This is a genomic window from Pallidibacillus thermolactis, from assembly GCF_025660415.1.
In the GTDB taxonomy this organism is placed as follows: Bacteria; Bacillota; Bacilli; order Bacillales; family Caldibacillaceae; genus Pallidibacillus; species Pallidibacillus thermolactis.
The window spans coordinates 1-13,429 of record NZ_JAOUSE010000004.1; the positions used below are offsets into that span (position 1 = coordinate 1).

Here is a 13,429-nt window from a genome sequence, read left to right on the forward strand (position 1 = left end):
ACTGGACATGGAAAAGACCATGTCCAGCCTAAATAAGATAAGAATCTTAGAAAATGATGAGCAAAAAAAGACAAATCCCAACTCAAATGAAGCATTTGAGTTGGGGTTTGTCGACAGTCTGAACCTATTGATTGAATCAATAGGTTTTTTTTAGTATATGAACGATTAAGAGTTTTGCCTAAACAGTAGGATATTTTATATCACTAGGGCATTAATAGAGCGCGATTGAGCGGTAACGGATACTCCAGTAGCAGACCTCAGAAAAAACTCTAATGTAACAGTATAATTATTAGTACCGAGAGTAGATTCGTATCAACAATAGAAATTGGAATGGCGCCAATCTGTGTAAAAGATAAAGTTAATGTAATAGAATTTCCTTGTTGTAAAGTTTGAGTAAACAAAAGAGTTCCATTTCGGCGGATTCTTAATCTGACTCCATACTGATATGACAATAAACCTAACGGAATTATACTTTGAACTTGAACAAGTCCATTAATAAAAATAGATTGAGTATTTGATGTGGTTGGAACGGATAACATTAATACCGGTGTTTCAGTACCAACACCAAAGGGAATTGACAAATCCACTTCTGTCTGAGATGAAAATAGACTTGGTTGATTTTCAGGCTCTTTGCAACTTCCACATGATCCCAGTCGCAAGGTGACACCTCTTTAACTAGTTTATTAATTAATATATGATCAATATTTCTCATTGTATATGTAAATGTACTAATAAAAGTACTGTTAAATAGAAATTTTGGCAACATAATATGGATAAAACATATTGTCCCTCAGGCAATGAGCATCCTACGAAAAATAGCATAAAAATAGAGAAGGGAGGATCCATCAGTCATTGAAGACCTTTTGGATCCCCCTTCGTTTATCAAACAGATTTGCTATTCTACTTCTTTCAAAATACGTTCAATTGAAGCGATTTTTTCTTTTAAATCTGAAATTTCATCTGCAAGTTTTTCGTTAATTCTATTTGTTTCCTTTTGTGCTTCAATTGCTTCTGCTGCTAATTTTTGATAGACTTCTTCTTTGGTTGTTTGAATTTTTGTTTGTGCGATTTTTGCAATTGGAATGAACAAAATTGCCACAATTAATACTACAAATGCCATTCCTGCTAAACCCCAAATGACTTCTTCACTCATTATTTTTTACCTTCTTTCTTTTTTATTGATAATGTTTTAACAGCCTCTTTGATTAAGTCCTGTGTAATATGGAAATCAAAGTTTACAAGTTCATAGTATTTCATTGCTTTTCCATCATCGGAAACTTCCATTTTAGTATTTACAATGCCGGCATTTTCTAATTTTTGTAGATGCATGTAAAGTAAAGGACGACTCATTTCAGCTTCCCGAGCTAATTGACTGACATATTGTCTTCCATTAGCCAAAATAGCGATGATTCTCATACGGTGTGGATTGGAAAGGGCTTCAAATAAGGCTAGAAGCTCATCACCATTTACAGGTTCTTTAATCATGATCGAGCCATTACTCTCACATTATTCATAGCGTTAATGACAAAAAATATTACACCGAAAAGGATGAGAATCCCGCCAACCCAATTGATTAAACTACCTATTTCATATTGTCCCAGTCTAGAAAAAATTATATCTATGCATAACAGTGGTATTCCAATCATCAGAAATTGATCATGAACTTGTGTTAATTTGGTCGCACCCGCTGTTTGAAAAACGTGGTAGATCATTCCTGCCAATGCAATCATTCCCCAACCGGCTAAGTGAATATGAGTGTAGGCTGAACTTAATCGGAACAACTCGGTCAATCGGATAAAAATCACGAGACTAACTCTGATGAGAAAATAAATAACGAATTCATTAGTCAATCTAAGCCTCACTAATTTTTTTACCCCCCCTATGTTGACATTTTGTTTCACCTGTAATAAATATATTACAGGTGATATAAAATGTCAACACTATGAATCGCATTCCATTCAACATTTGTAAAACTTAAGAGATTCTTAAGAATTCCATTAAGATCTTTTTATGTTTTGTTTTGTATATTAAATACACCGTTCGATAACAGATAAGGGGGATATTCGAATGATGAAAGAAAAAAAGATATATATTCTTTTAACGGATACAGGTACACTATTTACAAGGTTAATCAAAATATTTACAAAAAAACCTTATAATCATGCATCAATATCCTTTGATGCTGAATTATCAGAGGTATATAGCTTTGGACGGAAAAAAGTGAATAACCCTTTTGATGGGGGATTTGTTAAAGAGAATGTAGAGGAAGGTTTATTTAAAAATGCCAATTGTATCATTTATTCACTTTCAGTAACCGATGAACAATTAAAAAAGATGAAAGCATATGTAACAAAAATGGATAAACAAAAAGAAGACTTTCGTTATAATTTTATCGGGTTATTTGGTTTTATCATCAATAAACCAATAAAAAGAAAGAAAGCATTTTTTTGTTCACAATTTGTGGCGTCAGTATTAAAAAATAGTAACGTTGTTGATTTTAGAAAACCGATATCCCTTATCGCTCCGAACGATTTACAAGTAATAAACGGATTGGAACAGGTATATGAAGGTCAACTTCATGATTACATTAATAAAGATGAAAGAAATATAAGGAGTTACCCAATCTCATTGATCCCAGTTGAAATGTAAGATTAAAGGAAGAAAGGAAGGGATTACAATGAATGACATGATTAACATTTTAGTTGTTGAAGATGATAATGACATAAATCAACTTTTATGTCGAATTATTAAAATGAGCAACTATCATCCCCAACCGGCTTATTCTGGGACAGAGGCACTATTATATTTAGAAAAACAACAGTGGGATTTAGTGTTGCTAGATTTAATGTTACCGGGCATGGCAGGAGAAGAAGTACTTGAAAAAATTACAGAAAAAGGATCTACGCCGGTTATTATCATTTCAGCTAAAAATGAAAAGAGAACGAAAATTACGAGTTTGCGAAAAGGTGCTGATGACTTTATCTCAAAACCTTTTGATATTGATGAAGTATCTGCTAGGATTGATTCGCTTCTACGGAGAACTCGCTACCCGAATGAACCGAAAAAGCAAATATTAACTCATAAAGATATTCAACTTGATTTAGATTCGAAGACTGTTTTGGTCAATGGTGTCAATGTTTCTCTTACCGCTCGGGAGTTCAATATATTAAAACTATTAATGACAACACCGTATAAAGTTTTTTCTAAAGCTAATGTTTTCGAGAGTGTATGGAATGAGCCGTATCACGGAGATGATAACACGGTAAATGTACATGTAAGTAACCTTCGAAATAAGCTTACGAAGGCAAATCCAAATGAAGAGTATATTGAAACAATATGGGGAATGGGTTATCGGATGAAATCTTAAGCTTTTCTTAAGATTTATCTTAAGCCTCTCTTAATTATTATGTTCCATATTATAGTTAATGTCCGAAATGGGGGGATACACAAATGGATGAGTATATTTTACGTACAAATGGATTAACAAAAAAATATCATCATGATTATGCTTTAAAGGATGTCAATATCAATATTAAAAAGGGTGAAATTTATGGTTTAATTGGTCAAAATGGTGCTGGAAAATCAACATTATTACGGTTAATTACAGGACTAGCTTTTCCGACAAGTGGAACTATCCATATTTTTGGTGAATATCAATCTAAAAACTTATGTGAAGCCCAAAAAAGAATCGGTGCGATTATTGAACACCCAGCACTTTTTCCAAATATGTCAGCTTCTGAAAACCTAGAAGTGCATCGCTTACAAAAAGGGATTCCAGGTAAAACATGTATAAGTGAAACGTTGGAACTAGTCGGTCTTCAAGATTTAGGGAAGAAAAAAGTGAAAAACTTTTCTCTAGGAATGAAACAAAGGCTAGGGCTTGCTATTGCCTTATTAAGCGATCCAGAAGTTTTAATTCTCGATGAACCAACAAATGGACTTGATCCAATGGGAATTGTTGAAATGAGGGAGTTAATTCATAAATTAAATCGGGAAAAAGGACTTACAGTTTTAATATCTAGCCATATTTTAACGGAACTATACAAAACCGCAACATGTTTCGGTATTATTCACAAAGGACGGTTGTTAGAGGAAATGACAACAAAAGAATTAGATGAAAAATGCAGACAACATTTGCGGATTAAGGTTGATCAACCACAACTGGGAGCTACGGTCTTAGAAGAACAATTACAAGCAGATGATTTTGAAGTAATGCCAGATGGGACCATAAAACTTTATAACTATCTCGATGATATTCGGACCGTTTCTCGTATTTTAACCAATCGTGGACTTATATTAGAACATCTCTCACTAAATGGTGATAGTTTAGAGAACTATTTTTCAAAACGGATTGGAGATGCAACATATGACTAATTTAATTCTAGCAGAATTATATAAATTAAAAAGGAACCGGTCATTTTGGGGTATTACTGTAATCGTAACGGGAGTCAGTTTGTTATTACATTATTTAGTGATGATTGATTGGTGGATAATGGACAATACTAATTTTATGCAAGTAGGATTAGGTAAATTAAATGCACTATCTCCATTTATAACGTTATTATTTTTCAATTTAATTGTTAGCACATTGGCTGGATTTTATATCGCCGTTGATTTTTCACCTAGTAGTGTTATAAAAAATCAAGTTATGAGTGGAAATAAACGCTCCCATATATTTTTAGCGAAGTTTCTTGTTTTTTCATTGGGTGCGGTTCTTATTACAATATTCATTCCATTAATCATAGGTCTTTTAATGGTATTATTATTAGGTCATGGTGATATCCTAAACAGTGTTGGTCTTTTATACTTAGCAAGGTCATTTGGATTATTTTTACTCCCTTTTCTAAGCTATATAGCGTTAATAATGTTGTTTGCTGTCGTGACCGAAGATAGTGGTAAAACGATTATTTTTTCGATTTTATTTACTATTATAATATTTGTTGTTGAAAAGCTACCTATGTCATCTGTTGTTGAATTTTTGTATAAGTATTCTATATTTCAACAGTTTAGTGATGTATTTACTCCGATAATGACGAAGGGCCAAATGCTTACAGCTCTTATCGTTGGTACTGTTTCCTTAATTTTCATTGTTTTCTGTGGTATTTTTATATTTAATCGAAAAGAAATCAAATAAAAAAGGCGGGTGGGAGCAGTGATTTTTATTGTTATAACGTTAGTTATCATTACTTTTATTGCACTCACTCGGCTTTTTTCTTTTAAAAATGAAGTGAGAAAGATCGTGAAACAGTTACAATTGTATAACAATCGTAAAACAAATAAAAAAATTGATATTACACTCATTGATCAAGATATTGAACATTTAGGAGTCGAAGTCAATCGTTTAATTGACTTGTATGTAATGGAAAATCGAAAAAGGGTCCTTTTTGAAAAAGAACAACGGCAAACAGTGGCAAATATGTCTCATGATTTGCGTACACCTCTTACATCTATTATTGGTTATATTCAGATCGCAAATAATGAAAATCTGTCAGAAGTCGAAAAAGAAGAATTGTTGGCTACTGCATTTGACCGTGCAAAAAGATTGGAACGTTTATTGAATGATTTTTTTGAACTGAGTGTTCTAGAGTCCACTGATTACGAGTTAAAATTACAACGAATAAACTTGACTAAATTATTGACAGAAGTATTGGTAAGTTTTTATGATCGTTTTCAGGAAAAAAGATTGGAACCAACAATTGAAGGCTTAGAGAACAATGTCACTATTTTTGCTGATCATTCAGCTGTTACACGTGTAATTGAAAATTTACTTTCTAATACGTTAAAGCACGCTGATGGGAATATCATGATCAGGCTAGAAGAACAAAATGGTGTTGCAAGTCTAATGATTACCAATGATGCTCTTTCGTTAACGGAACAAGATGTTCAGCATATGTTTGATCGTTTTTATATGGCTGACCAATCTCGTTCTGGGAAAAGCACTGGCTTGGGTTTATCGATTGTAAAAAGTTTAATGGAAAAAATGAACGGCTCTATTTCTAGCAAATTAAATGATGGTCAGTTGTCAATCATTTGTGAGTGGAAAACGGTAAAGAAATGAATCGATTGTAAATAGGTATTTCTAAAGTATTCAACGGAATAAAGAAATTAAGAAGAGGCATTTATACATCGTTACGATGTTTTGAATGTCTCCTTTTTTTATTTTTTTTTTATGTTTTGTCACATGGGGTATATAAAAATATGATAGAGTTAATTAGGGAGACGAATTATATAAAAAAATGTAATTATTGACCGATAACAGTACATGGAAATATACGTTCTTATATGTCTAGGGTTAATTTTGTAATATATGTGAAATCCATCATTTATCATTGTCATGAAGTTTTATTGACTTTATAATATATTAATGTTTTCTAGTAAACTTAAATTTTTAAAAATTACTAAAAATCATGACAATAATGATTGACTATGTAAGAATTAATTAAAAAGTTTATTATGTTAAAAATTCACTTTGTGGGGTGAAAAAATGATTAGAAATATTCCATTGTTACAAGAAGAAAAACGTTCTACAATTATATTTTTATTGTTATTTTATATCGTATATTTTGCTTATGATATTATATATTATAATTATTTACCTTTATTACCATGGTCAGATAGGACAGTTGATAATCAAATTTGGCATGTGTTAAACCTTCTTAAATATATTTATTTCATTATTCTTATTCCAATCTTCATCTACAATATAAAAAAGGAAAAGCCTGAGAAGATAAAATACGTTTTAATTGCGAGTTATGTCATATTAAATATACTTATAGAGTTTCTATATTATGTAGATACGCCTAATACATATAATAGTGGGAATCTAGTTGAACTTGTCATTATATTATTCTCGCCCATTTTTGTGAATAAACGATTCACTCTTTTTGTCGTGACTGGTGTAATCTTTAAACATGCGTTTATGGGAATTATTTTAAAAGATATTTTAGTTATTTTCCCGATTATGATCTATATAGTTGTTTCATTTATCGCTTTTATATTGCTCCATCGTTTTTTAAAATATATAAATGCTATTAAAATATCCCATGATGAACAAATGCAAGGAATTGTGAAAGGATTTATTTCTACTTTAGAATTGAAAGATCCGTATACACGAGGACATAGTGAACGGGTTGCTCTCTATGCTGTGAATTTAGCGAAGGCAACCGGTAAATTTACGGAAGATGAGTTACGTAATTTTTATTACGCATGTCTGTTACATGATATTGGAAAGGTTAATATACCAGATGCGATTTTAACAAAGCCTGGAAGATTGACCGACGAAGAATATGAAATTATTAAAACCCACCCAGTAGTAGGTGCGGAAGCATTGCGAGGAGTTCAAGGAATTGATGAAAATATTGATGTTATTTTATATCATCATGAAAGATGGGATGGAAAAGGTTATCCAGAAGGGCTTGTTGGTAAACAGACTCCATTTCTTGCGCGAATTACAGCCATTGCCGATGCCTTCGATGCGATGACTTCATCCAGATCTTACCGGGCAGCACTTCCATTTGAAGAAGCCTATAACCGGATTATGGCTGGAAAAGGAAGTCAGTTTGACCCACATTTAGTCGATATTTTTGACAAAGTATTTCCTGAATGGGTGAAAATAGCTAAAGAAAAATCGAAATAGGAATTTTAGACTACTATATCAACCTTCTTTTGGTTGAATATCATATTTTTTTTACAATGATGGAAAAAATTACAAATTTTAATAGAAAAAATAGGTATTATTGATTATACTTGTATTGGGCTATAATACCATTTCTATGCATGGATTATACTTTAGTCCTATTTTGAACAGTTTTCAATCTTTAATTCAATTTCACTATCATAAAAATTGTTTAAAAGGAGGGAATTTCAATGAAAGCACTTATAGCTATCGCATGCTGGTGGTGTTTCTTCTTCTAAAATACGTAGAGAAAGGGACAGTAGTATCCGCATAGTTATACATTGTTACTGTCCCCTCTTCTTCCTTTTAAGCAACAGAGCTTTTAACTTGTCAATTTCCATAAAGCATTGTAAACCTATCGGTAGAAATTTGTGATAAATTATCGTAAGTTTTTTTACTGCTCCAGTTCTATTTCTTCGCATTTTAAAAAATGCGAAGAAATTTATACAAGCACAAAAGAAGAAAAAAGGTCGTTTTTAGTAAGAACAACTTAGGACAATGCCTTTCATGATTCATTTTAAAACGGAATGAAGTCTTTCGAATAAAAATGAGCTGTTGTGTCAACAGCTCATTTTTTATAGGCGGAAATGCTAGTACAAACTTCTACAATTTTCTGGTACTTGGAATGGATTTTCTTTATTAATCCTATCATAAAACATGATGCCCTCTAAATGATCGTATTCATGTTGGAATACAATGGCAGCATATCCTTTCAATTTAAGGATAACTTCTTCTCCCTCTAAATTATAAGCTTTTATTTTAATTCGTTCGTATCTTGGTGTAAAACCTTGTACCTCACGATCAACAGACAGACAACCTTCAGCCGGTGGTAAATAAATCATCGAAACAGAGTGACTGATGATTTTTGGATTAATGACATAATGCTCAAAAAGTTTGCCCTGATCATCGGTGAAATACGTAACGAACATGCGCTTATTTAATCCTATTTGGTTTGCAGATAATCCTACACCACTACGTAATTTATATTTCTTTGACATTTCTGGGTCTTGACTATTTTTCAAGAAGTTCATCATACAAATTAACGTTTCTTTGTCTTCGTCAGATAACGGTAATGTTACTTCTTTTGTTGGTTGGTGAAGTATAGGATTACCTTCTCTGACAATATCATCCATCGTTATAATGTAATCTTTTTTAAATTTACTCATAAATAAACAACTCATCTACCTTTACTTGTAATATTTTTGATAATTTAAAAGCTAATTGAAGTGTTGGATCATATTTATCATTTTCAATTGCATTGATCGTTTGTCTAGCAACGCCACACACTTTGGCAAGTTGCTCTTGGGTTAGTCCCTTTTTCCTGCGAATTTCTTTTATTTTATTTTTCAACATATTCACCTATGTCAAAGATATTGGACATTTTTATTATAGCAATAATGTAATATGTGTCAATAACTTTGATTTTCATAACCTTTTTATACTTTATTTTTGATTTCGCACAAGAATTGCGGAAATCGCACATAATTTTAGTTTTTCGCACAGAAAATGAGAAAACCGCACGAAATTTTTGATTTTCGCACACAAATTAGAAAAATCGCACATGATTTTTTGATTTTCGCACAAAAATCAGGGTAACCGTACGTAATTATTCCCTTCCATAATAAAAAAATCAATATGAACAACTCTTTTTTGATAAATAAAGCTAATTTTTTCTTATTTTGTTGTCGTTAAATTAAAAAAAGATGATCTTTATTGAATTCCTTATAAAAGGAAAGGTTTGATGTATAATATATGCAACTAAAATTAACAAAATACGTTGGCGTTGGTTGGTGTAAACGTTAGCTGTTACAAGGTATGATAAATATAGGAGGTATGAAAAGTATGAAAAATAATATTGCTGCAAACCTTCGATATTTAAGAAATAAAAATCAAATGTCCCAAGAAGAAGTAGCAGAGAAAATCGGTGTATCGCGACAATCGGTTGCCAAATGGGAGAATGGTGAATCGTTGCCTGACATTATTAAATGTGATGCATTAGCAGATCTTTATGATGTTTCCTTAAACGATTTAGTTCGTTATGACAGTGATAAAGAAGGGATTCCTATCCCACCGAGAAATAAGCATATTTTTGGTGTCGTCAGTCTCGGTGAAAGAGGACAAATTTCATTGCCGAAAAAAGCTCGGGAAACTTTAAATTTGAAACCAGGTGACACACTAATTGTTTTAGGAGATACGAGTCCTGAAACGCCAGGGATCGCTTTAATTGAGAGTCAAACTTTCCTACGAATGACAGGACAAACAGTAGATAAATTTTTTTAAACGAAAGGTGGATGATTTAATGCATGTTTTATCTGTAAAGGGTTTGTCAAAACGATATCCTAACTTTACTTTACAAAATATTACTTTTTCAATTAAACCAGGAAGAATTATGGGATTAATTGGAAAAAATGGCGCAGGAAAAAGTACGACTTTAAAATCCATGTTAAATTTAGTTCATCCTGATGAAGGGACCATTCAAATGTTCGGAAAAGATTTTAAACAAAATGAAGAAAGTTGTAAGCAAGATTTGGGTGTCGTTTTAGGTGGGATTGATTTTTACAATCATAAAAAATTAAAAGATATTGCTAAAGTAACGAAGCGCTTTTATAAAAATTGGGATGAAGCTGCTTTTCAAAAGTATTTACAAACTTTCTCCTTAGATCCTAATAAAAAAGTGAAAGAGTTGTCGACAGGAATGAAAGTGAAGTTTATGATCGCGATTGCTTTATCCCATAGGGCGAAGCTGCTCATTTTAGATGAGCCAACGAGTGGACTTGATCCTGTATCTCGTGATGAATTACTAGCATTATTTCGCCAGTTAGTGAAAGGTGGCGAACGCAGTATTTTGTTTTCAACTCATATTACTTCGGATTTGGAAAAATGTGCCGATGACATTACGTATATTAAAGATGGAAAACTCCTTAAAAGTGCTGAGAAATCAGTGTTCATCAACTCCTTTCAACATTTAAAAGAACCCGGAGAAACAGGTGCGTTGTCTCTAGAAGAAATCATGATTCGCACAGAAAGGAGAGCGTACGATGTTTAATCTTTTATATAAAGAACTTCGTTTGGCAGCCCATCCGAATTTGTTTATTTTTACCGCATTAGGTGTGTTAGTAATTGTTCCGGCTTATCCGTATGGAATGGTATTTTTATTCGGTTGTCTTGCTCCATTTATCACATTTATGTATGGACGGGAAACAAATGATATACATTATACAGCTTTACTACCTGTAAAAAAAAGTGACACAGTAAAAGCAAAATTTTTGCTCGTCATTTTAGCACAAATTACCCAGTTAATGATTTCATTACCTTTCGCCGTTTTAAGATTGTATGTATTACCGGAGGGAAATCCGGCTGGTATTGAAGCAAATGTTGCTTATTATGGTTTTGGTTTCATCACATATGCTATATTTAATTATATTTTTCTAACGTACTTCTTTAAATCAGCGCATAAGGTAGGGAATGCCTTCATTCTCGCGATTATTCCTGCCAGTTTAGTGGTATTATTAATGGAAGTGATCGTCCATTTCCCAGGATTTGTTTGGCTTGATCGTGTAGAACCAAGTTTCTTGGTTCGCCAGTTGCCCATTCTTTTTGTCGGAATAGTTATTTATATTGTTTCCATTTTTGCAGCTTTCAAAGTATCTGTGAGACGGTTTGAACGGGTAGATCTGTAATAAAGGGAACAGAGCTTTTCATTATTAAAATAAAATATGCCATCTTTAATAAGAATGGGAGAAATCCTGTTCTTTTTTGTTTTAAAGATGCAAATGAGTTTTTATCTTTCCATTTTTTATTTAATTTATATGATTTTTGTCAAATATCCTTTCCAAAAGTTAGTAATGCATGTTAATCGGATGATATAAATGAAAAAAATTGATATTATTAAGTAGTAATAATTTTAAATTATACAAGGTGGTCTGTTTGCCATCATTTGAAGACATAACTAAATTGAATGAAAAGAGGTTTTCGCATATGTCTCTCATTGATACAAAGACAAAAATAATTGAAAAATTTCCTCATATTTTTGAAGGGGATGCAAATAAAGTAGAGCAAGCAGAGAAAATTATGGAAGCTCTACGCCAACTCATAGCATTATGTGGTGATGATCCAAACCGCGATGGGTTATTAGAAACACCTCAACGGGTGTTGAAAGCTTTCCTTGAATACACAGAAGGATATCAAGAAGACCCGAAAGAACATTTAAAAAAGGTATTTGATGTGAAGCATCGCGAATTAGTTCTTGTGAAGGATATAGAATTTTACTCGATTTGTGAACACCATTTTGCACCTTTCTTCGGCGTTGCTCATGTCGGTTACATTCCTAATGAGAAAATTACAGGACTTTCGAAGATTGCTAGAATGGTAGATGGATATGCTAAACGTTTTCAAGTGCAAGAGAATCTAACAAATCAAATTGCGGATGCAGTGGAAGAAATTTTGGAACCTCAAGGAACCATGGTTGTTGTTGAAGCAAAACACATGTGCATGTGTGGTCGTGGAATAAAGAAAACGGACGCGAAAACAACAACAACGGCAGTAAGAGGAGTGTTTGCAGATCGTTCCGATTCTCGAATGGAATTTTTAACATTATTAAATCGTTAGTCGAAATCCAAAAGAGGGTGGGTGAGTGATGTGAGACATGCAGTTGTTACTGCAGGGTCGAAAGGTCTTGGTAAAAAAGTGACTGAACAATTGCTGCAAAAAGGTTGTTCGGTAACGGTAAATTTCCGTAGTGACCTGTCTCGAGTAAATGAACTAAAAGAAGAATGGAAAGAGTATGCAGACCGTCTTCAGTTTGTTCAAGGAGATGTGACGCAAAAAGAAGATATAAAAAATATTTTCACCCAGGCAATGAAAAGATTTGGTCGTATTGATTATTTAATTAATAATGCGGGTCCGTATATTTCTGAACGGAAAAAATTAGTTGATTACACGGATAAAGAATGGTATGAAATGATCGAAGGAAATTTAAGTTCCGTATACCATTTTTTAAAATTAGTTATCCCAGTCATGCGTAAACAAAAGTTTGGTCGAATTATTACGTATGGTTTTCATGAGGCAGAGCATGCACCAGGATGGGTGTATCGCTCTGCTTATGGAGCTGCAAAGGTTGGACTTGTTTCACTCACGAAAACAGTAGCTTTAGAAGAAGCCGAACATGGTATAACGGTTAATATGGTTTCACCTGGAGATATCGTTGGTGAAATGAAAGAGTTAAGTATTGCAGAAACACGTGATATCGCTGATTCTAATACACCAATAGGTCGACCTGGTAGTGGAGAAGATATCGCAAGAGTGATTGACTTTTTATGTGATGAGGATTCTGATATGATTACAGGAAGTGTCATATCCATTGCTGGTGGAGTTGACGTTGTTAATAAATTCCGTCAGTATCACCATTCAGAAAATTAATTATAAATGGCGATAGTTAAAGTAAAACCTTATTCAATTCGAATAAGGTTTTACTTTTGTTATTAAGAAACATGAAAGCGTTTGATAAATAAAGTTATCATCAAGGATAAATTGCTTAAATTTAGTTATTTAACAGAAAACATTTTTGAAAAATCAGTAAAATATAACTAAATACATAATTTAAAATATAAGAATTAGTCCTTATTAATCTTTTCAATATTTTCGATATACTTAAGTTTACATCAAGATTATTAACTTTCATTTTATAGTATAAACATAGAAGGTGGTCGGTAAAGTACTTGCTATTAGTGTAGTAGGAGTAGCATAATATCTGCT

Annotated in this window: 17 protein-coding genes; 11 read left to right on the forward strand and 6 right to left on the reverse strand. The window is 32.6% G+C overall.

Translation table 11 applies throughout. The annotated features are described in order from the left end of the window. Positions 1–269: 269 nt before the first annotated feature. The 4 genes from OEV82_RS02330 to OEV82_RS02345 all read right to left on the reverse strand — a co-directional run bounded on the left by OEV82_RS02330 (position 270) and on the right by OEV82_RS02345 (position 1,862). Entirely contained in the window at positions 270–659 is a 390-nt protein-coding gene (locus OEV82_RS02330; RefSeq protein WP_263060878.1) for a hypothetical protein, read from the reverse strand. Positions 660–895: 236 nt separating this feature from the next. Further along, entirely contained in the window at positions 896–1,153 is a 258-nt protein-coding gene (locus OEV82_RS02335) for a hypothetical protein (RefSeq protein WP_173662338.1), read from the reverse strand. Then, positions 1,153–1,485 carry an ArsR/SmtB family transcription factor gene (locus OEV82_RS02340; protein ID WP_173662337.1) on the reverse strand — a complete coding sequence of 111 codons (333 nt, stop codon included), beginning with the start codon at positions 1,483–1,485 and terminating at the stop codon, positions 1,153–1,155. The genes OEV82_RS02335 and OEV82_RS02340 overlap by 1 nt, the downstream gene beginning before the upstream one ends. Further along, positions 1,482–1,862 (reverse strand): cytochrome-c oxidase, encoded by a 381-nt coding sequence (locus tag OEV82_RS02345; protein ID WP_173662336.1) that lies wholly within the window; start codon positions 1,860–1,862, stop codon positions 1,482–1,484. Before OEV82_RS02345 ends, OEV82_RS02340 begins: the two co-directional genes overlap by 4 nt. 205 nt (positions 1,863–2,067) lie before the next feature. On the opposite strand from OEV82_RS02345, the gene OEV82_RS02350 reads away from it, so the two are divergent. The 6 genes from OEV82_RS02350 to OEV82_RS02375 all read left to right on the forward strand — a co-directional run bounded on the left by OEV82_RS02350 (position 2,068) and on the right by OEV82_RS02375 (position 7,636). Then, positions 2,068–2,649 carry a hypothetical protein gene (locus OEV82_RS02350; protein WP_263060880.1) on the forward strand — a complete coding sequence of 194 codons (582 nt, stop codon included), beginning with the start codon at positions 2,068–2,070 and terminating at the stop codon, positions 2,647–2,649. 28 nt (positions 2,650–2,677) lie between these two features. Then, complete coding sequence (locus OEV82_RS02355) at positions 2,678–3,367, forward strand: response regulator transcription factor (RefSeq protein WP_173662335.1); 690 nt, start codon at positions 2,678–2,680, stop codon at positions 3,365–3,367. 83 nt (positions 3,368–3,450) lie between these two features. Continuing rightward, the gene (locus tag OEV82_RS02360; RefSeq protein ID WP_263060881.1) at positions 3,451–4,374 is read left to right on the forward strand and encodes an ABC transporter ATP-binding protein; all 924 of its coding nucleotides are present in this window, start codon (positions 3,451–3,453) and stop codon (positions 4,372–4,374) included. Continuing rightward, complete coding sequence (locus OEV82_RS02365) at positions 4,367–5,134, forward strand: cation-translocating P-type ATPase (RefSeq protein ID WP_173662333.1); 768 nt, start codon at positions 4,367–4,369, stop codon at positions 5,132–5,134. The genes OEV82_RS02360 and OEV82_RS02365 overlap by 8 nt, the downstream gene beginning before the upstream one ends. A gap of 18 nt (positions 5,135–5,152) precedes the next feature. Beyond that, positions 5,153–6,058, forward strand: coding sequence for a sensor histidine kinase (locus tag OEV82_RS02370; RefSeq protein ID WP_263060882.1), 906 nt, complete (start codon positions 5,153–5,155; stop codon positions 6,056–6,058). 426 nt (positions 6,059–6,484) lie between these two features. Next, a complete protein-coding gene (locus OEV82_RS02375) occupies positions 6,485–7,636 on the forward strand; it encodes an HD-GYP domain-containing protein (protein ID WP_263060883.1) in 1,152 nt (383 codons plus the stop codon). Positions 7,637–8,265: 629 nt separating this feature from the next. On the opposite strand, the gene def is transcribed toward OEV82_RS02375, so the two are convergent. Next, positions 8,266–8,841 carry a peptide deformylase gene (gene def / locus OEV82_RS02380; protein WP_173661028.1) on the reverse strand — a complete coding sequence of 192 codons (576 nt, stop codon included), beginning with the start codon at positions 8,839–8,841 and terminating at the stop codon, positions 8,266–8,268. Continuing rightward, positions 8,834–9,025, reverse strand: a complete 192-nt coding sequence (locus OEV82_RS02385) for a helix-turn-helix transcriptional regulator (RefSeq protein ID WP_173661030.1) — start codon at positions 9,023–9,025, stop codon at positions 8,834–8,836. Before OEV82_RS02385 ends, def begins: the two co-directional genes overlap by 8 nt. A 492-nt stretch (positions 9,026–9,517) precedes the next feature. On the opposite strand from OEV82_RS02385, the gene OEV82_RS02390 reads away from it, so the two are divergent. The 5 genes from OEV82_RS02390 to OEV82_RS02410 all read left to right on the forward strand — a co-directional run bounded on the left by OEV82_RS02390 (position 9,518) and on the right by OEV82_RS02410 (position 13,093). Further along, positions 9,518–9,955 carry a helix-turn-helix domain-containing protein gene (locus tag OEV82_RS02390; protein ID WP_263060884.1) on the forward strand — a complete coding sequence of 146 codons (438 nt, stop codon included), beginning with the start codon at positions 9,518–9,520 and terminating at the stop codon, positions 9,953–9,955. A gap of 19 nt (positions 9,956–9,974) precedes the next feature. Continuing rightward, the gene (locus OEV82_RS02395; RefSeq protein WP_173661034.1) at positions 9,975–10,721 is read left to right on the forward strand and encodes an ABC transporter ATP-binding protein; all 747 of its coding nucleotides are present in this window, start codon (positions 9,975–9,977) and stop codon (positions 10,719–10,721) included. Next, on the forward strand, positions 10,714–11,355 hold the full coding sequence (locus OEV82_RS02400) for an ABC-2 transporter permease (RefSeq protein ID WP_263060885.1): 642 nt from the start codon (positions 10,714–10,716) through the stop codon (positions 11,353–11,355). The genes OEV82_RS02395 and OEV82_RS02400 overlap by 8 nt, the downstream gene beginning before the upstream one ends. 298 nt (positions 11,356–11,653) lie before the next feature. Beyond that, positions 11,654–12,283 (forward strand): GTP cyclohydrolase I FolE, encoded by a 630-nt coding sequence (gene folE / locus OEV82_RS02405; protein ID WP_173661038.1) that lies wholly within the window; start codon positions 11,654–11,656, stop codon positions 12,281–12,283. Positions 12,284–12,313: 30 nt separating this feature from the next. Beyond that, on the forward strand, positions 12,314–13,093 hold the full coding sequence (locus OEV82_RS02410) for an SDR family oxidoreductase (protein ID WP_173661040.1): 780 nt from the start codon (positions 12,314–12,316) through the stop codon (positions 13,091–13,093). The last annotated feature ends 336 nt before the right edge of the window (positions 13,094–13,429 follow it).